Here is a 20,715-nt window from a genome sequence, read left to right on the forward strand (position 1 = left end):
CTGCACGGCGCCGGTCATGGTGCCGCCCCCGACTCCACCGCCGACTCCGCCACGGCCGCCGTAGACGCAACCACCTCGGCGACCTCGCACGCCCGCGCCTCCGGCGCCCCGGCCGCGATGAGCGTGGCGATGGCGGTGCAGGTGCCGTCGTCCTCCAGTACCCCGTCGTTGACCGACTCCAGCAGTGCGCCGGTCATCGCTTCGAGGCCGGCGCTCAACGCGGCGGCAGGCGGATGCGTGTGGAAGACGCCGTCGCGTTGCCCGCGCTCCAGGATCGCCGTGGCTGTCGCACGGGTCGGTGCGAGAACCTCGGCCACGCGCTCCGCGCCCAGGTCGCGCTGGGCCAGTGCCAGGAGCAGGCGGTAGCGGTCGCCGACGGGCCACATCGAGAACGCGAGGCGGGCGAGCGACAGCTCGGCGGACTCGTCCCGCGTGGACGGCACTCCGGTCGCCGGCGCGCCCCGCAGGCTCTCGGCGGCCTCCTCGGCGAGGGCCTCCAACAGCGCCTCTTTCCCGGGGAAGTGGCCGAAGGGAGTGCGCCGTACGACACCGGCGGCCCGCGCCAGTTCCTCCAGCGTGGCGTCGGGGTTCCGTCCGAGTTCGCGGCGGGCCGTGGCCAGGATGCGTGCCCGGTTGGCCCTCGAGTTGCGGCGCAAGGGCTCACGGGCGGCCGGCTTGGCCACGGAGAACCTCGTTGGACGCCTACTCAGAGCCGCCGCCCCCGTCAGCCACGTACGGCTGGAGCGGCAACGCGGTCGTGACCTCGAAGCCGCCCTCCGGGCGGTGCCCCGCGCACAGGTCGCCGCCGATGGAGCGGGCGCGCTCGCGCATGCCCATGACGCCGAAGCCCCGGCTCCGCGCGGTGTCGGGCTCAGCAGGCGCGGGGGCCCCGGCGGACCCGGAGGCCCCGGAGGCGACCGGACCATCGTTGCTGACGGTGATCGTCAGCCGGGACCCGGAGTACTCGAACCGGACGTGCGCGGCCTGGGCGGAGGCGTGCTTGGTCACGTTGGTGAGCGCCTCCTGGACGATGCGGTAGGCGGTCAGGTCGACGCCGGGGGACAGGTGCTGGGGTTCGCCGTCCGTGGTGACCGTGACCTTGAGCCCGGCCGAGGCGCACGCCGAGACCAGTTCGGGCAGCCGGGCCAGCCCCGGTGACGGCTCCAGGGGGGCGGAGTCCGGGTCGCCGTTCTGGCGCAGCAGCCCCAGCGTGGCCTTCAGTTCGCGCAGCGCGGACGACGTGGTGCCGGTGAGGTCGGTGAGGATCGCCTTGGTCTGCTCGGGGCTGGTCAGCGCGAGGTGCGCGGCCGTGCCGGCCTGGGCGTTGGCCAGCGCCATGTGGTGGGCGACGACGTCGTGCAGCTCGCGGGCGATCCGCATCCGCTCCTCGGTGACCCGCAGCCGGGCCTCCTCCTCCCGGGTGCGCTCGGCGTGCTCGGCACGGGCCTGCACCGCGGCCAGGTAGGCGCGGCGCAGCCGGGTCATGTTGCCGGCGGCCAGGGGCAGCAGCAGCCAGAACAGCGGGCCCAGCGTCCTGAGCAGCAGCGAGATGTGGTCCATGGAGTCGGAGAACGCCGCCGCGACGATCACCGCCACCAGGGTGGTGATGCCGTAGGCCCGGGTGGTCCTGCGGTCGGTGAGGGTGGCCAGCCAGTAGAGCGCCGCCATGACGGGGGCCAGCAGCAGGGGGGTCAGGAGATATCCGAGTCCGACCACGGTCGCTGCGCAGAGCCCGGAGACGACGACTGCGACGCGCGGGTGGGTGCGGTGCTTCAGCAGGGAGAGGCAGGACAGGCCCAAAAGGGCGGTGGCGGTCCGGTCCTGGTCCGGCGGTTCGGCGCCGGGCAGGGTGAGCATGCTGCCGAGGGTCGCGCAGCCCATCAGCGCCATGACCAGCACCGCGTCGATGGCGAAGGTGTGGCGGTCCGAGAACTCCTCGATGCGGTCCGCGTAGCGCCGCTCCGGGCTGGTGGTCATGGTGCTCTCCGGTCGGTGGACTCGGTCCATGGTGGACGCCTGCGGTACGAACGGCCGCCGGGACCGCCCGTGTCCTTGGTCACGGGCGGTCCCTGTGGGGGGAGGCGCGCGGGCCGCGCACGCGGCTGCCGGTCCCTGCGAAGGGTCACGCCGGTCGGATCAGGTGCGCGCCACGTCCAGGTCGGCCGCCCTGGCCGGGTCCGCCCCGGCCGCCGTGTCCGCCCACTCCTGCGGCTCGGAGCGTCGGCTGAGCGCCTCCCCCTCCACGTCCACCCGGGGCAGGACCCGGTCCAGCCACTTCGGCAGCCACCAGGCCTTGTCGCCGAGCAGGGCGAGCACGGCCGGCACTATCGCCATCCGTACGACGAAGGCGTCGAGGAGTACGGCGGTGGCGAGCCCGAAGCCGATCATCTTGATCATGGAGTCGCTCTCGCCGATGAACCCGGCGAAGACCGCGATCATGATCAGCGCGGCGGCCACGACGACGCGGGCGCTGTGCCGGAAGCCGGAGGTGACCGCCTGCCGGGCCGACTCTCCGTGGACGTACGCCTCCCGCATCCGGGAGACCAGGAAGACCTCGTAGTCCATGGCGAGTCCGAAGACGATGCCCACCAGGAAGATCGGCATCAGGCTCATGATCGGCCCGGTCTGCTCCACGCCCAGCAGTTCGGCGCCGTGCCCCTGCTGGAACACCACGACCACGGCGCCGAGGGCCGCCAGCACCGACAGCAGGAAGCCGAGGGCCGCCTTCAGGGGGACGAGCAGCGACCGGAAGACCACGAGCAGCAGCACGATCGCCAGCCCGACCACGACGATCAGATACGGCACCAGCGCGGCCTGCACCTTGTCGGAGATGTCGATGTTCAGCGCGGTCGTTCCGGTGACCTCGAAGGTCGCCCCGGTCTCGGCCTCGACGCCGGCCCGCTCGCCCCGGATGGTGGTGACCAGGTCCTTGGTCTTCTCGTCGGTGGGCGCGGTGGACGGCACGACGGAGAACACGGCGGTGTCACCGGTCTCGTTGAAGCGGGCCGGGGAGACGGACACGACGCCCTTCGTGCCGCCGATCTCCTCGGAGATCGCGGTGACGGCGCCCTTGGCGTCGTCGTCGCCCCTGGCGTCCACGACGACGGTGAGCGGCCCGTTGAAGCCCGGCCCGAAGGCCTCGGCCAGCGCGTCGTAGGCCCGCCGCTCGGTGGTGGAGGTCGCCTTGGCCTCGTCGCCTGGCATGCCCAGCTGAAGGTCGGTCATCGGCACGGCGAGCGCCCCGAGGCCGACGACGCCGAGCAGCAGCACGGGCAGGGGGCGCCGCAGCACGAACCGCGCCCAGCGGGTGCCGCCGTTGTCGGCGGCCTCCTCTGCCACCCGGCCGCTCTTGCGGGCCCGCCTGGACAGCACGGCGTTCGGCCAGAAGCCGAGGAAGGCCGGAACGAGCGTCAGCGCGATGAGTACGGCGACGACGACCGCGCCCGCCGCGGCCAGCCCCATCTTGGTGAGCATCGGAATGCCGACGACCGAGAGCCCGGCCAGCGCGATGACGACGGTGAGCCCGGCGAAGACGACCGCGGAACCGGCCGTGCCGACCGCCATCCCGGTCGCCTCCTGCGGCGTACGGCCCTTGGCACGCTCCTCCCGGTAGCGGGAGACGACGAACAGGGCGTAGTCGATGCCGACCGCGAGGCCCAGCATCATGGCGAGCGTGCCGGTCGTGGTGGACAGGCCGAGGGCGGAGGACAGGGCCAGGATGCCGGCCATGCTGACGCCGACGCCGATGATCGCGGTCAGCAGCGGCAGCCCGGCGGCGGCGAGGGACCCGAAGGTGACGAGGAGGACGACTGCGGCGATGGCGACGCCGATGACCTCGGCCGCCCCGCCCGGACCGCCACCGCTCTCCATGGCGCTCCCGCCGGACTCGACGGTCAGCCCGGAGTCACGGGCCTGCGCGAGGGTCTTGGTCAGATGCGTCTTGCTGGCGTCGGTGAGGTCGCTCGCGCCGACCTTGTAGGTGACGGTCGAGTACGCGGTCGTACCGTCCTCGCTGACGGCCCGTGCCTGGAACGGGTCGACGGCCGCGGCGACCTGCGACCCCTGGCCGAGCTCGGCCACGGCCTCCTCGACGGCCTTCTTGTTCTCGGCGGCGGTCACCTTCTCACCGCCCGGCGCGACGAACACGACCCGCGCGGTCGCGCCGTCGGCGCTCGCGCCCGGGAAGCGCTCCTCCATCAGGTCGAACGCCTTCTGCGACTCGATGCCCGGCATCGAGAACTCCTCGTCGGCCGCGCCCGGGGCCTTCAGCGCCCCCAGTCCGACGGCGGCCAGCACGGCCGCCCAGACCAGGGCGACGTACCAGCGTCGCCGGAAGGCCAGACGGCCCACTCGATACAGGAAATCAGCCACGGCAGAGGGTCTCCACATCTGGGACTCGAACGTGTGCCCAGACTCTCGGGAGCGGGTGTGCCGTGTCGTCGTGCGGCTGCCGACAATCGCCGGTACTCAGAACGCAGTACGGGCGGGGCGCGGGGTCCACCCAAGGGACCAGGTGCGGCGGGCGTCGGTCGTACGCCGCCCGCTCGCCGCCTGGTCCCTCGCGCGCCGGTGGCGGCCCGGCCGGGGGTCAGCCGTAGAGGGCGACCCTCGGGTGCACGGTGCCCTCGGCCTCGGGGTCGAGGGCGGTGATCCGGTAGACCTCGGTGAGGGTGTCGCCCGCGTGCAGCGTGCGCTGGGCGGTGACGAGGTCGGTGTACAAGGTGCCGGTCTGGGTGCCGAGTTGCACGGTCTCCCAGCAGCCGGTCGCGCCGCGCCGCTCGACGCGGACGTCGGCCGGCTTCAGGAACGGCCCGCCGTCCGGCGACTCCACGAGGAGCTGCGGCGCGACCGTGCGGTCCGCCGACGAGTCGTTGCGGTAGGTGACGGTGACCTCGTGGCTCGCGTCGTCGGCGACGAGGGCGCTGGTGGGCAGTTCGACGAACTCGGTGGGTATGGCGGGCGTCTGTCCGGGCAGAGCCGTGGACGTCGCCGCGGTGGTCTGCGGGGTGGTGGCCGCCACGGCCGGTCCTGCCGCGGCGACGCCCATGAGTGCCGCCATGAGGGCCAGGGCGGCGACCCTGGGACGGCTGATCTTCAACGACACGTTCGCTGATCCTTCGGATTCGCTCGGGTGACTGGTGTTCCCCCCGCCCATGGCTGCCGCCAGGGACGTGACCAAGGTTACGCAAGCCCTTTCTGCCGCCCGTCGTCGGCGTCCTATCCGATGTCGACCACCCTTGCCCACGCGGGCGGTCGGTCCGGCACGTACTCGGGATCGTCCTCGTCGTACGGCCGGTACGTGTGCTGCCGCGGGAACAGCCCCACCACCGTGCGGCAGGGCGGCCGTTCGCCCGGCCACGGGGTCTGACCGTCCGTCAGGACCACGACGACATCGGGCCGGGGCCGTGCCCGCAGCGCCCTGGCGAAGCCCGCGCGCAGATCCGTACCCCCGCCTCCGACCAGCGGAATCCCCTCCGCCCGGCACACCCGGTGCACGCCCCCGGCCGCCGCGTCGCACGGCACCACGCTGACCAGGTCACGGCGTCCGCCGACGGCCCGGGAGATCGCGGCGACCTCCAGGAGCGCGCTGCCCAGTTCGGCGTCGCTGACCGAGCCGGAGGTGTCGATGACGACACAGACGCGAGGCGGACGGCGGCGCAGGCTCGGCAGGACGGCGCCGGGCACCGAGGCGGCGCGACGCGAGGGGCGGCCGTACGTGTAGTCCTCGCCCGCACCGGGTCCGGAGGCGGCCGACCGCACGGCCGCGCCCAGCAACTCCCGCCAGGGCTGCGGCGGATGGAACGCCTCCTCCGCCCACCGCTGCCATCCCTGCGAGGTGCTGCCCGGGCGCCCGGTGATGCCCTGCGCGACCCGGAAGCGGACCGCGTCGCGTTCCTGCGCGCTGAGCCCGTGCGCGCCGTCCGCCCCCAGGTCCCACTCCCGTTCCAGCCCGTCGGCGCCGCTGCCGCAGTCCAGCCAGGCCAGGTCCTGGGTCCGCGGCCCCAGCCGGAACTGGCGCAGATAGTCCTCCATGAGCTCGCCCTCGGGCAGCAGCAGCGTCGCCGGCTCGACGGCCCCCTCGGGCCGGGCCAGCCCGTCCCCGTACACGTCGTCGTTGATCTCGCAGTCGGCGGCGATGTTCATCCGCAGCCGCTCCCCCGGCCCGCTCAGCCCACGCTCCCGCGCCACCCGGTCGCCGCGCCCGTGATGGTCGCGCAGCAGATGCGACACCTCGTGCACCCACACCCCGGCCAGCTCCTCCACCGGCATCCGCGCCACGAACGCCGGCGACACATAGCACCGCCAATGCCGGTCCACCGCCATCGTCGGCACCCGCCGCGACTCGACGACGTGCAGCGCGAACAGGGCGGTCGCCAGGTAGGGGCGGGCCCGGGCGGCGTGCAGCCGGGCGGCGAAGAGCTTGTCGCGGTTCAGGGGGGCGGGAGTGTCCCGGGCCGCCCCCGACTCCGGAGCCCGGGACGTGTCCCGCAGGGACGTCTCCCGCACCGCCCCCACCTCCTCCCCTCTCATCGCCGCCCCGCCTTCGCCGCCGTGGCCGTCCGGGCCGCCGCCTGGTCCGCCCGCCGGGACAGGGAGACCACACCGGCGAGCCGCTCGATGGACGCCGGTACGTCCCAGTCCTCCTGGCGCAGGGAGGCGAGGGTGGTCGCGGGGACGACTGCCAAGTCCGGCGCCCCGGTCTCCACCGCCCGCACCAGCAGCGCCCACGCCGCGTCCCAACGGGCCCGGTCCGGACGGGCCCGCACCGCCTCCACCACACCGTCCAGCGCGGCCTGCCGCAGATCCCCCCGCTCGGGCAGTTCGGCAGCCGCCGGATCGGCGAGCAGCAGCTCCGGATCCGGCAGGTCCATCCGGTCCACGCTCGCCAGCAGCTCCAGCCCCGGCCCGTCGCCCACCGTGCCGCGCACCAGCAGGGAGAGCACCTCCCGGGAGGCCCCGGCCGCGGTGGCGAACGCGACCAGACACTGCGTCATCTCCCAACTCCGCGGCGAGGGCCACGGCCCGCCCCGCCGCGTCTCACTGCTGGGCAACCGGTGCACCAGCCCGGGGCGCCCCGAGAGCAGCCCGCCGACGGCACGACGAGCGAACTCGACCGCGCCCGCCAGCTTCTCCGGATCGAGGCGCGGCAGCGTCGCCCGGGGCCAGGTCCCGCCGAGTCCCCGTACGACGACCTCGTGGTCGTGCGTCCACTGAAGGTGCACGAACCGGTTGGCCAGCGGCGCGCTCAGCTCCCAGCCGTCGGCCGCCGACGAGCGCGGATTGGCGGCGGCCACGATCCGCACCCCCGGCGGCAGCCGCAACGCGCCGATCCTCCGTTCGAGCACGAGCCGCAGCAGCGCGGCCTGCACGGCCGGCGGCGCGGTCGACAACTCGTCCAGGAACAGCAGCCCCCGCCCGGCCTTCACCAGCCGTACGGCCCAGTCCGGCGGAGCCATGGGCACGCCCTGTTCCGCCGGGTCGTCCCCGACGACGGGCAGCCCGGAGAAGTCGGACGGCTCGTGCACGCTCGCGATCACGGTGGTGAGCGGAAGCTCCAGGGCCGCGGCGAGCTGGGTGAGCGCCGCGGTCTTGCCGATCCCCGGCTCACCCCACAGCAGCACGGGCAGATCGGCGGCCACGGCCAGGGTGAGGGCCTCCAGCTGTTCGTCGGGCCGGGGTTCGGTGGTGGTGTCGCGGAGGAGGGCCAACAGGTCGGCGGCTACGTCGAGTTGGGTGACGGAGGAATGGGACGAGGGGGAGGAGGACAGGGTGCGTGTGGGCATATGGGTCACCTTTGGGGGTTGTGAAGGGAAAGAAGGGGTGGCGCGTGGACGCGAGTCAGGGCCGGGTCGCGTGCCGGGCGTGTGTGCGCTGAAGACGGGGCGGCCGCCCGCGCTCGTCGTACCCGACCCGCGCCGGTCCGGGACCGATCAGTCCCGCCCTGAACAGCCCGTACGTGATGCGCCGCCGCGCGGCCGCCTCCAACTCCTCCAGCAGCGCACCCTCCCGCAGCGTCGCCGCTGGGCCCAGCAGCCCCTCGACGACAGCCAGCGCTCCGGCGATGTCGCCGTGGTCGAGCCGTTCGCGCACGTCGGGCAGGCACTCCGGGTGCCGGTGCGCCTCGTCGATGGCCTGGAGGCAGGGCAGGGGCGTGCCGGTCAGGGCGGTGAGCAGTTCCTCGCGCCGGATCTCGGCGGGGTCGTGGTCCAGGGGAACCAGTACGCCGTCGACCAGACCGATCCGATGCCGGGCACCACGGCAGTCCACGGAACGCGGCCGTCCTGGTGGCCCGGTCGGCCCGGGCGCCGGGGGCGGGGCCAGGTCCCAGTCCGGTACGAGTGCGGAGGCGACCAGCGGGTGGAGCCGGCCGGCGTCGATCACCCCGGCCCGCAGCAACGCCAGGTCGGGCAGGACCCAGGTCGCGGCGTCGGGCAGCACCGGCAGCGCGGACGTACGCCCCTTGGCGGCGGCCGCGACCCGCGGTGCTCCCTCGTCCGCGAGTCCCTCCAGCACCAGTCGGCGCCGACCGCCCAACCGCACGAGCACGGGCCCGGCCGGCCGCCCCTCGGCGCGCAGCAGCATCCGCGCCTCGTCGGCCCACCGGTCGACGGCACAGCGGCGCCCGTCCGACGGCACGTCCCCCAGCAGCCCCGGATCCAGCCCGTCGCCGGCCCGGACCCGCAGCTCACCGGCCCTGCGGGCATCCCACAGGTGCCGGTGCAGATCGAGCCGGAACCTGCGACTGGGACGAGGGTGGGGATGCGGATGCGGGTCGTGGGGGCGTGGCCGCGGGGACGAGCCCCGGGACCGGCCCCCGTCCCACAGGGCGAGGCTGATCCGCTGCCCGGCGTCGGCCCACGCCGGCGCGGTGCGCACCACGAGGTGCACCGCGCGTCCGGAGTCCCGAGCCCCGCCGCCGTACCGGGCGAGAGCGAGGGTCAGCCCCGGCCGCAGCAGGCCGTCGGGGGCGATCCTCGGCATGTGCCAGCGCAGCAGGTCGGGGGCGAGATGGCGTAGGTCGTCCCGGACCCGGGCGGCGAGGTCCCGGCCGTGATCACGCGCTACGGCACGCAGGTTGAGATCGACGTCGACACCGGCGGCGGCGCACGCTCCCGCCCAGTCACCCGCCAGCCGACGGGCGGTGGCGGTCTCGATCATGGGGGCCGGCACGGCGAACTCGCGCACGCGCGGCCAGAAGGAAAGCTCGTAAGGCCCGCGGGAGCGGGCGGGCCGGGAATCCCCGTTCGCGATCCGAGTGCCCATCAGCACTCACCTTGCGCGGACGGGACCCCCAATCTGGCAACAGAATGAGTCGTCATCGCGGGCGAGCGTAACGCCGCGCGCGCCGGGACGCGAGGGATTTTCCGTTCCGGGGGCAGCGACGCCCCGAACCCGGCAGCCTTTCGGCGTCCCCGGCACCTGTCGGCCTCCCCCGGCAACCTTTCGGCCCCCGGCGACCACTGACACACGGACGACTCCCTCCCGTAAGGACTCCCCCGTGGCATCCCCTTCTCACCGCCGGTCCCCCAGCAAGTGGCGCGGCGCCCTCGTCCCCGCGGTGGTCGTGGCGGCCGTCGCCCTCGCCGCGTCGCTCCTCATGGCGCTGCGCCCCGACGGCACGTCCACGGCCGGTCACACCGCGACCGCGACCACCGCCGACAGCCGGTCGGCACCCCCGCGGACCACACCGAGCCCGAGACCGACCCCGAAGCCGAAACCGTCCAAGGCGTCCCCGACCGCCGGCGCCAAGAGGACCACCCCACCGCCCCGCACACCCGCCACCGCGGCGGCGGGCTCGGCGGCCAAGTCCACCACCCCGCAGCGCGCTTCGGGCTCGGCGCCCCTGGCCGGCCGTGTCCGCCCCGGCACCGGCTACGAAGGAGTCGCCACCTTCTACGACATCGGCAACGGCGACGGCGCCTGTCTGTACGGTCCCACCGACGACGTCATGACGGCGGCGATGAACCACACCGACTACGAGACGTCAAAGGCCTGCGGGGCGCATGTCCTGGTCCGCGCGGCGAACGGCGCCTCGGTCACCGTCCGCATCACCAACGAGTGCCCCCTGCCCTGCGCGCCCGGCCAACTCGACCTCAGCCCCCAGGCGTTCGCCAAGCTCGCGGCGCCCTCGGCCGGTCGCATACCGGTCACCTGGAGCCTGCTGAGCCCCGACACGTCCGACAGGATCGCGATCCGCTACAAGACCGGCTCCAGCGTCCACTGGTGCGGCATCCAGGCGCTGGACCACCGCAACCCGCTGGCCCGGCTGGAGGTCCGCGACGCGGGCGGCGCCTGGCGCCAACTGCAGCGCACCGCCTACAACTACTTCCTCTCCGAGCAGGGGAGCGGGTGCGGGGGCGCGATCAGGATCACGGACATCTACGGGGAGACGCTGACGGTGGAGGGGATCGCGATACGCCCGGACGCCGTGCAACCGACACGGGTCCAGTTCGCGGCGCACTGACCGTCAGCGGGTGCCTGGGGCCTGTCCGGCCCTAGCAGTGCTTCCCCTCCCGGTAGTCCCGCGCGAGCAGCCCGAGCAGCACCTCGTCCAGGAACTCGCCCATCACCCAGGCCGAGGAGCGCAGGACGCCCTCGCGGACGAAGCCGTTGCGCTCGGCGGAGCGCAGCATCGCGGTGTTGTCCGCCAGCGTCTCGATCTGGAGCCGCTGGAGGCCGCGCACGACGAACCCGTAGTGGCACAGCACCGCGACGACGTCGGTGCCGTAGCCCTTGCCGCGCGAGGACGGCAGCAGGCCCAGCCCGATGTGCGCGCACCGGTTGTGCAGGTCGATGCCCCAGAGCGTCGCCGTGCCGACCAGGGTGCCGCCGGCCAGTTCCACCACGGAGAAGGGGACGGACGCCTCCTTGGTGTCGTCCACGACGAGCCGCGGATCCTTGAAGCCGGGCGTGATCGGCCGCCACGGTCCGCCTTCGGCGCGCGAGGCGTTGACCACGTCGTCGTAGAGCTCGGCCCGCAGGACCGGTATGTCGTCCTCGTGCCGGGCCCTCAGCCCGACCTTCTCGCCCTTCAGCATGCGGGCTTCCTATCCGACCGGGCCGAGCCGCGGCAAACGAATAGTCGGGGCACCCGGCCGAACTCAGTGGAGGCAGAAGCAGAACGGATGGCCGGCCGGGTCCGCGTAGACCCGCCAGTTGGCCCCCGGACGGATCTGGTCCGTGCGCTCCAGCACGGTCGCGCCGAGGGCGAGCGCCCGCTTCTCCTCCGCGTCGAGGTCGTCCACGTCGAAGTCCAGGTGGAGTTGTTGCGGCCGCTCCTGGCCGGGCCACTCGGGCGGCCGGTAGCCCGCCGCCCGCTGAAAGGCCAGCGGCGTCCCCTCGAACCCGTGCACCTCGACCCATTCGGGCGCCTCGGGGTCCGCGACCACCCGGCCGCCGAGCAGCTCCGCGTAGAACTCGGCGAGCCGCAGCGGATCGGCACAGTCCAGCGCGACCGCCTGCAACTTTCGAATCACTTCCGACACCTCTCGCTCTTCGCCCGCTTCCGCGCCACGGCAGCCGACCTCGATCCGCGGCCCGCCCCCACCGTAGTGGTGTACGGCAGCAGCCCCACAGGAGTTGTCGCCGGAGCACGTCGACGCTACGGCCGGGTCGCGCCCGTCTCGCTCGGCGTGACACCCCTCGTCGGCGTCACCGACGGCGCGGCGGTCGGCACCGCCGGGCTGCTCGGGGTACGGGACGCGGCGGTACCGGGGGTCTGCGTGGGTTCGGAGGTGGTGGCCCGCGGCGGAACGGTCGGTGTGGGCGAGGCGGTTCGGGGCGGTGAGGCGGAGGGACTCGGGACCGCCGACGGGGAGGGGGGCGTCGTACGGTCGGTCACCGGGGGCGGGGCGAGCGGGGGCGCGGGGGTCGGGGGGCCGTCGGACGTGCCCAGGTTGAGCGGCAGGGCCACCAGGAGGGCCACGGCGCAGGTCGCGCCCGCGCCGATCGCCGCACGCGCCAGGCGTCGGCGGGCCGCCCTGCGGCGGATCGTGCCGTAGCTGCCAGGGGGCGGGGCGAGGTAGTCCGAGGAGGGGGCGAGGATCACCGCGAGGGGGTCGTCGGGGGCGAGCTCCGGGTCGTCCGCCCCGTCGTCAAAGCGTGTGGTCAAGGCTTCTCCTCAGGTGGACGCGGAGCAGTTCGCGGGCCGCGTGGAGGTCGGCCTTGACGGTTCCTTCCTTACGTCCGGTCAGCACGGACACCTCCCGGATCGGCATGTCAGCGTAGTAGTGGAGGAGGATCGGGGTACGGAGGCGTTCGGGCAGGGACTGGACCAGCAGGCGTACGGACGGGTCCGCCTGCTCGGTGTGGGAGTTGATCGCCGCCTCCGTCGTGGCCCGGCGCACGGCCCGCCGTTCGCGCTCCAGCTTGCGCCAGTGGTCCCGGACCAGGTTGGCCGCCGTGACGTAGAGGAATCCGCGCGGCTCCTCCACCCGGCTCCAGCGGGCCCAGAGCCGGGTGAACGCCTCGGAGGCGATCTCGTGGGCCGTCTCGTCGTCGTCGACGAGACGGCGGCACCAGCCGGCCAGGCGCGGGTAGAGGGCGGCGAACAGCTCGGACGCCGCCTTGTCTCGGGACCGTTTCAACGCTCTCCAACGCTCTCCATGGTCATGTGGACGGATACCGGACGCTCACGAGGACGTGGCGCTCAGCTTCGCGAACACGATCACGTTGTCCCGGTACTCCTCGCCCTCCCGCGGCCCCCCGCACGTGATGAGCCGCAGCTCCGGTCGGTCCACGTCCCCGTAGACGTCGTCCGCCGGAAAGTCGGCCTTGGCCACCGTCCGTACGGCGCTGACCGTGAACTCCGCCGAGCTGCCGTCCTTCCTGCCCGCCACGATCCGGTCACCCCGGCGCAGCCGGCCCAAATCGCGGAAGACCCCGTCCCCGTACGCGCCCACCGTGACATGTCCGAGGATCACCGACGGGCCGACCTGACCCGGCGCCGGCGAGTGCCGGTACCAGCCCGCCCGGTCGTCGGCCGTGATCGGCGGCACCTCGACCGTGCCGTCCCGCGCCAGGCCCAGCCGGATGACCGGCGTGTCGACCCCGATCGCCGGGATCCGCAACCGTACGGGGGCGGAACGGCCGAGCGCACGCGCCGAGTTCGCCGACGGCGCGGGCGTGCGGTCCGCACCGGCCCCGTTCGCGTCGTCCGCGTCGTCCGCGTCTCTCCGTCGCCGCGAACTCGCGGTCGCGCCCTGCTGCTCCGCTCCCTGGCCGGCGCAGCCCACCAGCAGCGACGCCATCGCCGCCGTGGTGAACGCCCGCCTGGACAGGGGTCGCGGGCCCGTCGCCGGCGGCGTCACGCGCCGGTCGCCCGCCGACGCCGTACGACGAAGGCCGTCGCGCCCCCGGCGACCAGCACCGCCGCCGCGCCCGCGCCGAACAGCCCGGCCCGCTCGTTCCCCGAGCCCGAAGTGCCCGCCGCCTCGCCGGTGTCGGGCGCTCCGGACGGGACGACGGAGACCTGGCCGCCTCCGGGCGCCCGGGTCGGCTCGGCCGAGGGCACCGAGGTCTCCGACGGGACGGCGGTCGGGGGACGGGTCGGCTCCGCGCTGGGCGTCGGGACGGCCGTCTCGGAGGGGACCGTGGCGGTCGGGCTGGGGACCGGGGTCGGCGAGGTGCCGCTGTGGGCGACCGCGGGCGCGGCGGTCGCGAACAGGGCTGTGCAGGTCAGGGCCAGGGCGCTGAGGACGGTTCGGCGCATCGATTCGCTCTCTTTCGTCGGTCCGCGCGGTACTGCCTACCGGACGGGCTGGGTGACGGGTCGAGCGGAGAGACGACGCGGGGGTGGGGCGGGTTGTAAAGAGATGGCAAAGTCGTCCGGAGACCGGGGCGGTGAACCGGACCCGCACGGCCTCCGTACGATGAGGGCGTGACAGCCCGCGCACAGCAACACCGTGCGCCGCGGCTCCCGATGACGGGACCGTGGCGCATGCTTCTGCTGCTCGGGCTGCTGGCCGGAGTGTTCGGGATGCACGCGCTCGCGCCCGGCGACGCGGTCGCGGCCGGCTCGCACGCCACTCATGCCGCACCGCATCACGCGTCCCCCACGCCCGCGCCCTCCCCCGCCGCCGACACCGCCATGGGTGGCCATACGGCGGCCATGACCGACGAAACGGTCTGCCACGGCTCCGCCCCGGGCGGCGGGCATGCCCAGCACGCCGACCCCACCTGCGCCTCCAGTGCGGTCGGCGCGGGCCCCGTGCTGCCCGCCCTCGCACCCGATCCGGGCGGCGCCGCGGTCGTCGGCGACCTCGACCGCCGTTCCGTGACCGCCGCGACCGAGGGCGGGCGCGCGCCTCCCTCACTGGCCGAACTTCAGATCCTGCGGACCTAGGACAAGGCCGAGCCGTCCGTCCCCGCCACCTGCGGGCGTACGGCACTCAGCCATGTCCGTACCTCACGTATGCGCAGGAGTCCTCAGCATGACCCGTACCTGTACCCGTACCCGTAGCCGTATCCGTACTTTGCCCCGTCGCGCCGCCCTGGCCGCGACGGCCGTCACCGCCGCCCTCGTCCTCTCCGCATGCGGCGGTGACGAGTCCCCGGCCGCCGCTCCCGAGCAGCACAACGCCCAGGACGTCTCCTTCGCGCAGGGCATGATCCCCCACCACCAGCAGGCCCTCCAGATGGCGGAGCTGGCCGCCGGCCGTGCCTCCTCGGACCAGGTCAAGGACCTCGCCGCACGTATCGAGAAGGCCCAGGACCCGGAGATCAGGAAGATGACCGGGTGGCTGAGGACGTGGGGCGAGGACGTGCCGTCGGCCGCGCCCGGCATGGACCACTCCGGTCACTCCGGTATGGCCGGGATGATGGACCAGGAGGACATGGACAAGCTGTCCAAGGCCTCCGGCAAGGCCTTCGACACCCTCTTCCTGACCCTCATGGTCGAGCACCACGAAGGCGCGGTGGAGATGGCCGAGGACGAGGAGGCGAAGGGCCGGTACCGCCCCGCGACCGAGCTGGCCGACGACGTCGTCAGCGCCCAGACCGCCGAGATCGAGGAGATGAACAAGCTGCTCGGCGAGAACGGGAGCTGACGCGACGCTGAGCGTTCGCGTCAGACCCGACCGGCGCTGATACGACGCCCCGGGACCCGCCCGGCCACGATCACGACACAGGCCGGGCGGGCTGCGGAGGTTTCGGACACCGGCCGCACGGAGGATCGTTACGGACATGGCAGACCAGCGGTTCGACGTGTGGGCCTCGGGGGCCGCCTACGAGCGGTACATGGGCCGGTGGAGCCGGGTCGTCGCGCGGGAGTTCCTCACGTGGCTGGCCCGTGCGGACGGGCTGCGCTGGCTGGACGTGGGGTGCGGCACGGGGGTGCTGCCGACGGCGGTGGCGGCGCGGCACCGGCCCCGGGAGGTGGTGGGGTGCGACCGCTCCGAGGGGTTCGTGAACGCTGCCGCACGGGCGACGGCCCCGGCTTCCGGTACCGGTTCGCCGCGCTACCTCGTGGCGGACGCCCTCGCACTGCCGGTCCGCGACGGCACCTTCGACGTGGCGGTCAGCGGCCTGACCCTGAACTTCCTGCCCGAACCACCCGCCGCCGTAAGCGAGTTGACCCGCTCCGTCCGCCCCGGCGGCCTGGTCGCGGCGTACGTCTGGGACTACGGCGACGGCATGGCTCTCCTCACCCACTTCTGGGCCGCCGCCGCCGAGACCGACCCGGCCGCCGCCGCGCTGGACGAGGGCCGCCGCTTCCGGGGCTGCCGTCCCGAGCCGCTCCACAGCCTGTGGACGGACGCGGGACTCGCCGACGTGTCCACGACCTCCATCGAGGTGCCCACGGTCTTCGCCGACTTCGCCGACCTGTGGGACCCGTTCCTGTCCGGCCAGGGCCCCGCCCCGGGCTACGTCGCCTCCCTCGCACCCGCCGCACGCGACCGACTGCGCGAAGGCCTGCGCGCGCGGATCCCCGTCGCGCCGGACGGCTCCGTCCCGCTCACGGCACGGGCCTGGGCGGTGCGGGGAGAGCGTCCGTGAGGGCGCCGGGTGTCCGGGGAGTCCGGGAAGTCCGGGGAACGCGCGTAGACCCGTGAGAACAAGCGGGGTGGGCGATTCCGGCCGTCCCTGCGGGAGCTTATTCGTCCCTTTCGGTGATAATTGGGGCATGAGTACAGCGACGTTTGTTCTAGCGGCCACGTCGAGTGAGGTACTCAACGTGATCGCCGCCTTCGCGGGTGGCCTGTTCATCGCCGGCGCACTGGTCTGGGCCGTGCAGCTCGGCATGCGGGTCCGTGATCGAGAGCTGCCCCGGCCCACGCCCGACGAGCAGCCGCATCTGCCCGACACCGGCCCGGTCCACGAGGAGCGCGAGCTCAGGGAGCCGGACGAAGTACCGCACGCGCAGGGCAGGGAACGGCTCCTGCCGCACGAGCTGCACCACGCGGGGAGCAGGCGCAGCGAGGACCAGCACCGCAAGCGCTGGCTGCCCGGAAAGAGCGGCTCCTTCGGCGGGGGCGGCCTGGGGCACGGCTGAGCGCCCCACCCCAAAAACCGGGGCGACGGGAGCAGCTGTCCGATGCCATCCTGCCCGGGCCGTGAACGGATCGGGCAGGGGGCGGATTGAGCAGACGACGCTATGTGGCCAGGGGTGTCCCCGGTGGCTACCGCATCTGGGACAACCACGGTCGCCGTTTCTGGGGCGACCTCTACGAACTGTGCCCCGACGACCTGCTGGCCGAGCTGAACGGCCACAAGGACCCGGTGCGGATCGGCGATCTGCTGAGACGGTACCGCGCGATGAAGCGTTAGCGCCGCCGCCTCTGTGACTCTTCACCCGGGGGGAGCCGGACCGGAACGAACCCGCTGGAGGCGCCATGCCCCGTCACCTGAGGCGGTGGACGACCACCGCGACGCTCGCGACGACCGCCACCGTGATCGCCGCCCTCACGCTGACCTCCTGCTCCGACGACGACACGCCCTCCTCGGTGGCCAGCAAGGCGGCGTCCGCCTTCGCCTCGGCGACCGCGGAGGCCGGCCGCCAGTTGGACGACATCAAGGGCGGGGTCGACGCCAAGGACGCGGTGCGGCTGGGCGATCCGACGACCGACTCGGGCGGCCGTACGGCCGTCGAGGTCACGGTCGAGAACACGACCGACTCGACGAAGTCGTTCGCCGTACAGGTCAACTTCCGCGACGAGAACGGTGACCTGCTGGACGCCAACGTGGTGACCGTGTCGGACGTGGCGGCGGGCGGGACGGGAACGGGCACGGTGCGCAGCACGCATGACCTGAGCGGGGACGTGAAGGCCGAGGTGGCCAGGGCGCTGCGCTACTGATCAGCGCCCGTCAGCCCGTTCGGCCCGGGTCGGCCTCCCGTGCCGCGCTCTCCAGTCGGCGTCGGTGGTTCTCCCACCAGGCCCGGTCGCCCTGCGGCAGGTCCTCCTTGCCCTTGCCGTACCCCACGCTTCCGTCGATGAGTTCGCGCACGATGTCGGCGTGTCCCGCGTGCCGCTGGCTGTCGGCGATCACGCGCACCATGAGGTGGTGCAGCGTCACCTCGCGCCGCTCCTGCGGCCACCACGGGACGTGCCCGGTGGCGTCGAGCGGCAGCGCGTCGATGGTGCCGTCGGCGTGCTTCCAGGCCCTGCGGTACAGGCCGATGATGTCCTCGCGCGACTCGTCCGGGGTGGCCCACATCTCCGCGTTGGGTTCGGCGTCCTCGGTGTACCACCAGGGCGGTGGCGGCTCCTCGGTGAAGAAGGGCCGTCCGAAGGCGTCGCCGAAGTACCCCAGCTCCACTCCGGCGACATGCTTGACCAGCCCCAGCAGGTTGGTGCCGGTGGGCGTCAAGGGGCGGCGGACGTCGTACTCCGAGAGCCCGTCGAGCTTCCACACGAGGGCGTCCCGGGCGTCCTGGAGATAACGGAGGAGATCCGCTTTCGGGTCCGTTGCCATCATGCGGGGCAGTCTCGCACCGAGCACTGACAGCGAGACCGTGCTGGGCCGGCGGGATTCGCGCGACTCACTTGAGTGCTTCGCGTTGCGCCGGGCTGAGTCGATCGGGTCTCGTGGTGAGGGTGTACGTCCCGGGTTCGCCGGCCTGCAGGGCGAGGGGATCGGCGATGGCCGGTTGACGTCGGAGCGCGTCCAGAGCGGCGTTCGTGCGCTCCCGGGGCCAGTCGAGCGCAGTGGCCAGCGTGCCCAGGGTGAGCGGTCGACCCGCGTGCGCGAGGGCGGCGACGACGGTCAGCGCGTCGTACACCACCGTTTCGTCGAGGGTGCTGTCGCGCATCTGCGTGCTCAGCTGTGCGAAGAACCGGCCCATCTTGCCGAGCCGGCCTCCGGCGGTCGTGTCGGCGCCGAAGATCTCGAGGCCTCGCTGCGCGGCGGTCGCGATTTCTCCGTGTGCACCGGTGTCCGCCTGCCACGCCCGGAGCCAGACGTCGTCATCGATGAGGTACCGGTCGCGCCGCCCACCGACATCTGGCCGGCGCACCACCAACTCCATGGTCTCGAGGGAGCCGATGGACTTGGACACCGACGCCGGGCTGACCCGCAGCCGGTGCACCAGGTCGGCTGCCGTCAGGCCGCCGACGTCAGCGGTGAGCAGACAGACGAACACCCGGGCGGTCATCCGGGGCAGGCCGGTCGCGGCCAGCAGTCTCGCGAAATCGTCCACGAAGCCGCGCTCGATGTCGGTGCGCTCTGCGTCGATCGCCGGCTCGGCCGGCCGAGCCGGCCTGCGCCTGCGGGCACGGTGGCCGGCGGCCCGCTGCGCGTGGTCGGCCACGTATTCGCCCTGTGCGCCGTTGCGCGCGACCTCGCGGCTGATCGTGGACGTCTGCCGGCCGAGCCGTCGGCCGATCTCGGCGTAGCCGAGTCCGTCGACCAGCCATTCCGCGATCCTCCTGCGATCGTCGTGGGTCAACCTGCCACCCGGCACCGGCGCACCTTCTCCCCTTGCATTCATCAACAGTACATTGCAACGACCCCACCAGACTGTTGCATTCACTCGCAATGCTGATGCAATTATTCGCCTGACCTGCCATTTTGTCGAGCCATTACGTTGACCACTCCTGAAAAGCAACGTAGCTTTTCAGGATCCTGAAAGAGTAGGAGCAGCGATGCACGTAATGGCCGTGTCCACCGTCTCGGACGAGAACAAGTTCTGGAGTCACCTGAAGAAGGCACACACGACGCTCCCCAAAGGCGCCGAGTGGAAGCTGGCGGTCGCGAGCAAGGACGGTCTCAAGGCGGTGAACGTCATCAAACACGACTCCATCGCCGCCGTTCGGGACTTACTCGAGGCGCACGCCGGTCCCTACGCCACGACGGAGTACTTCGAAGCGGACGCCGCGAACGCGGTCGGTCTCCCGCGATGACGATCGACGTGCGGCGGATCCGGGAACGGGTCGTCGGACTCCTCTCGGAGTACGGAATCCCGAGTGCCGCGATCGGCGTGCTGCAGGACGGGGAGGTCACCGAGTTCGCGACGGGTGTCAAGAACGTGGAGACGCGGGAGCCCGTGACCGTGGACACCGTGTACCAGTGCGGCTCGATGACCAAGACCTGGACCGCCCTGGCCTTCATGCAGCTCGTCGACGAGGGAAGGGTCGGCCTGGACGAACCGGTGTGCGCCTACCTGCCCGGTTTCACGGTGGCCGATCCCGGTACAAGCGCCAAGGTCACCCCTCGCCACCTGCTGTGCCACACCAACGGCATCGAGGAGGCGTACGGCGATCCCGGCGAGGACGACGACGTCTACGCGCGCATGGTCGAGAACATCGCCGACGCGCCCCAGGTCTTCCCGCTGGGCCAGACCCACGGTTACAGCGCGGCGCTCGGTTACGCGATTCTCGCGCGAATCCTGGAGGTGCACGACGGCAAACGCTGGGACGATGTCATGCGCGATCGCCTCTTCGACCCCATGGGCCTGACCAGCACGAACAGCTCGCGCGAACAGGTGGACGAATCCCGGGCCGCGACCGGGCACCTGCTCCGCTCCCTGGACGAGGGCCCTGTCGTCACACCGATCGACTACCTGCCGCGGGCCTTCGGCCCGGGCGGCAACGTGACCTCGACGACCCGGGAGGTACTCGCCATGGCGCACATCCTCCTCAACGAAGGCACGGCGCCGAACGGACGGCGCATCGTCTCAGCCGAAAGTGTCCGGGAGATGACGGGTTCACGGGTGCCTGTTCCGGATCCCTATATGTTCGGGCCTGAATGGGCGCTGGGTCTCATCGTGTGCGACTGGTACGGCGAAACCGTCTACGCGACCGACGGCAGCACGGTCGGCCACAATGCCCGGCTCCGGCTCCTGCCGGACTCGAACACCGCCGTCGCGATGCTGACGAACGGCGGCCCACGGGAGAGCTTCTACCACCGGGTGTTCAACGAGATCCTGACCGAACTCGGCACGGTCACCGTCCCGGACCTGCCCGCACCGGACCCGGCACTGAGCCTCGACCTGTCCCGGTACGAAGGCGTCTACGAGCGCCCCGGCGCCCGGTACGAAGTGTCGAGCGAAGGCGGACGCCTGTACCTGACTCTGACCCTCGACCCGATGCAGGCGGAGTTCCTCCAGAAACCGGACCGCATCGGATACGAGCTGCTCCAGGTGAGCGAGACGCACTTCCTGATGCCGCCGTCGGACTCCTCGGAGGACACCCAGACCGTCGCGATCTACGACTTCACGAACGGCAAGGCCCGATACCTCCACACCAACTGCCGGGTGCACCCACGCCGGGTGTAGCT

At 72.8% G+C, this 20,715-nt stretch carries 24 protein-coding genes; 9 read left to right on the forward strand and 15 right to left on the reverse strand.

The genetic code is table 11. The features are described 5' to 3' along the window. Window positions 1-14 precede the first annotated feature (14 nt). The 7 genes from ACZ4UU_RS11390 to ACZ4UU_RS11420 all read right to left on the reverse strand — a co-directional run bounded on the left by ACZ4UU_RS11390 (window position 15) and on the right by ACZ4UU_RS11420 (window position 9,264). Window positions 15-683, reverse strand: a complete 669-nt coding sequence (locus ACZ4UU_RS11390) for a TetR family transcriptional regulator (RefSeq protein ID WP_468038719.1) — start codon at window positions 681-683, stop codon at window positions 15-17. 19 nt (window positions 684-702) lie between these two features. Beyond that, window positions 703-1,977, reverse strand: coding sequence for a sensor histidine kinase (locus ACZ4UU_RS11395; RefSeq protein ID WP_468038721.1), 1,275 nt, complete (start codon window positions 1,975-1,977; stop codon window positions 703-705). 159 nt (window positions 1,978-2,136) lie between these two features. After that, window positions 2,137-4,371: an MMPL family transporter gene (locus tag ACZ4UU_RS11400; RefSeq protein ID WP_468038723.1), complete on the reverse strand. Its 2,235-nt coding sequence runs from the start codon at window positions 4,369-4,371 to the stop codon at window positions 2,137-2,139. A gap of 217 nt (window positions 4,372-4,588) precedes the next feature. Then, a complete protein-coding gene (locus tag ACZ4UU_RS11405) occupies window positions 4,589-5,104 on the reverse strand; it encodes a signal peptide protein (RefSeq protein WP_468038725.1) in 516 nt (171 codons plus the stop codon). Between the two features lie 113 nt (window positions 5,105-5,217). After that, window positions 5,218-6,531 (reverse strand): vWA domain-containing protein, encoded by a 1,314-nt coding sequence (locus tag ACZ4UU_RS11410; protein WP_468038727.1) that lies wholly within the window; start codon window positions 6,529-6,531, stop codon window positions 5,218-5,220. Beyond that, on the reverse strand, window positions 6,528-7,784 hold the full coding sequence (locus ACZ4UU_RS11415; RefSeq protein WP_468038729.1) for an AAA family ATPase: 1,257 nt from the start codon (window positions 7,782-7,784) through the stop codon (window positions 6,528-6,530). The genes ACZ4UU_RS11410 and ACZ4UU_RS11415 overlap by 4 nt, the downstream gene beginning before the upstream one ends. A 55-nt stretch (window positions 7,785-7,839) precedes the next feature. After that, window positions 7,840-9,264 carry a hypothetical protein gene (locus tag ACZ4UU_RS11420; RefSeq protein ID WP_468038730.1) on the reverse strand — a complete coding sequence of 475 codons (1,425 nt, stop codon included), beginning with the start codon at window positions 9,262-9,264 and terminating at the stop codon, window positions 7,840-7,842. 235 nt (window positions 9,265-9,499) lie between these two features. Between ACZ4UU_RS11420 and ACZ4UU_RS11425 the strand changes: the two genes are divergently transcribed. Beyond that, window positions 9,500-10,465, forward strand: coding sequence for an expansin EXLX1 family cellulose-binding protein (locus ACZ4UU_RS11425; protein ID WP_468038732.1), 966 nt, complete (start codon window positions 9,500-9,502; stop codon window positions 10,463-10,465). Between the two features lie 31 nt (window positions 10,466-10,496). On the opposite strand, the gene ACZ4UU_RS11430 is transcribed toward ACZ4UU_RS11425, so the two are convergent. From ACZ4UU_RS11430 to ACZ4UU_RS11455, 6 genes are all read right to left on the reverse strand, one after another. After that, a complete protein-coding gene (locus tag ACZ4UU_RS11430; RefSeq protein WP_468038734.1) occupies window positions 10,497-11,039 on the reverse strand; it encodes a GNAT family N-acetyltransferase in 543 nt (180 codons plus the stop codon). 63 nt (window positions 11,040-11,102) lie between these two features. Next, window positions 11,103-11,477 (reverse strand): VOC family protein, encoded by a 375-nt coding sequence (locus ACZ4UU_RS11435; protein WP_468038736.1) that lies wholly within the window; start codon window positions 11,475-11,477, stop codon window positions 11,103-11,105. A 125-nt stretch (window positions 11,478-11,602) separates the two neighbouring features. Next, a complete protein-coding gene (locus ACZ4UU_RS11440; RefSeq protein WP_468038738.1) occupies window positions 11,603-12,112 on the reverse strand; it encodes a hypothetical protein in 510 nt (169 codons plus the stop codon). After that, window positions 12,096-12,587, reverse strand: a complete 492-nt coding sequence (locus tag ACZ4UU_RS11445) for an RNA polymerase sigma factor (protein ID WP_234766524.1) — start codon at window positions 12,585-12,587, stop codon at window positions 12,096-12,098. Before ACZ4UU_RS11445 ends, ACZ4UU_RS11440 begins: the two co-directional genes overlap by 17 nt. A 45-nt stretch (window positions 12,588-12,632) precedes the next feature. Then, window positions 12,633-13,250, reverse strand: a complete 618-nt coding sequence (locus ACZ4UU_RS11450; RefSeq protein ID WP_468038740.1) for a class F sortase — start codon at window positions 13,248-13,250, stop codon at window positions 12,633-12,635. Between the two features lie 56 nt (window positions 13,251-13,306). After that, window positions 13,307-13,711: a sortase-dependent protein gene (locus ACZ4UU_RS11455; protein WP_468038742.1), complete on the reverse strand. Its 405-nt coding sequence runs from the start codon at window positions 13,709-13,711 to the stop codon at window positions 13,307-13,309. Between the two features lie 168 nt (window positions 13,712-13,879). Here ACZ4UU_RS11455 and ACZ4UU_RS11460 point away from each other — a divergent pair, with 168 nt between their 5' ends. The 6 genes from ACZ4UU_RS11460 to ACZ4UU_RS11485 all read left to right on the forward strand — a co-directional run bounded on the left by ACZ4UU_RS11460 (window position 13,880) and on the right by ACZ4UU_RS11485 (window position 17,294). Next, complete coding sequence (locus ACZ4UU_RS11460; RefSeq protein WP_468038744.1) at window positions 13,880-14,344, forward strand: DUF6153 family protein; 465 nt, start codon at window positions 13,880-13,882, stop codon at window positions 14,342-14,344. 88 nt (window positions 14,345-14,432) lie between these two features. Next, window positions 14,433-15,047 carry a DUF305 domain-containing protein gene (locus tag ACZ4UU_RS11465; protein ID WP_468038746.1) on the forward strand — a complete coding sequence of 205 codons (615 nt, stop codon included), beginning with the start codon at window positions 14,433-14,435 and terminating at the stop codon, window positions 15,045-15,047. 136 nt (window positions 15,048-15,183) lie between these two features. Further along, a complete protein-coding gene (locus tag ACZ4UU_RS11470) occupies window positions 15,184-15,996 on the forward strand; it encodes a class I SAM-dependent methyltransferase (RefSeq protein WP_468038748.1) in 813 nt (270 codons plus the stop codon). Window positions 15,997-16,123: 127 nt separating this feature from the next. Continuing rightward, window positions 16,124-16,492, forward strand: coding sequence for a DUF6479 family protein (locus ACZ4UU_RS11475; RefSeq protein ID WP_468038750.1), 369 nt, complete (start codon window positions 16,124-16,126; stop codon window positions 16,490-16,492). 86 nt (window positions 16,493-16,578) lie between these two features. Continuing rightward, entirely contained in the window at window positions 16,579-16,767 is a 189-nt protein-coding gene (locus ACZ4UU_RS11480) for a hypothetical protein (protein ID WP_468038752.1), read from the forward strand. Window positions 16,768-16,832: 65 nt separating this feature from the next. Next, complete coding sequence (locus ACZ4UU_RS11485) at window positions 16,833-17,294, forward strand: FxLYD domain-containing protein (protein ID WP_468038754.1); 462 nt, start codon at window positions 16,833-16,835, stop codon at window positions 17,292-17,294. Between the two features lie 10 nt (window positions 17,295-17,304). Here ACZ4UU_RS11485 and ACZ4UU_RS11490 read toward each other — a convergent pair whose 3' ends face one another. Both ACZ4UU_RS11490 and ACZ4UU_RS11495 read right to left on the reverse strand, forming a co-directional pair. After that, on the reverse strand, window positions 17,305-17,916 hold the full coding sequence (locus ACZ4UU_RS11490; protein ID WP_468038756.1) for a DinB family protein: 612 nt from the start codon (window positions 17,914-17,916) through the stop codon (window positions 17,305-17,307). A gap of 64 nt (window positions 17,917-17,980) precedes the next feature. Next, window positions 17,981-18,886, reverse strand: coding sequence for a GbsR/MarR family transcriptional regulator (locus ACZ4UU_RS11495; RefSeq protein ID WP_468038758.1), 906 nt, complete (start codon window positions 18,884-18,886; stop codon window positions 17,981-17,983). 205 nt (window positions 18,887-19,091) lie between these two features. On the opposite strand from ACZ4UU_RS11495, the gene ACZ4UU_RS11500 reads away from it, so the two are divergent. Both ACZ4UU_RS11500 and ACZ4UU_RS11505 read left to right on the forward strand, forming a co-directional pair. Next, window positions 19,092-19,340: a hypothetical protein gene (locus tag ACZ4UU_RS11500; protein ID WP_468038760.1), complete on the forward strand. Its 249-nt coding sequence runs from the start codon at window positions 19,092-19,094 to the stop codon at window positions 19,338-19,340. Then, window positions 19,337-20,713, forward strand: coding sequence for a serine hydrolase (locus ACZ4UU_RS11505; RefSeq protein ID WP_468038762.1), 1,377 nt, complete (start codon window positions 19,337-19,339; stop codon window positions 20,711-20,713). The genes ACZ4UU_RS11500 and ACZ4UU_RS11505 overlap by 4 nt, the downstream gene beginning before the upstream one ends. The last annotated feature ends 2 nt before the right edge of the window (window positions 20,714-20,715 follow it).

The sequence above is a fragment of the Streptomyces sp. NPDC028907 genome (assembly GCF_055564995.1).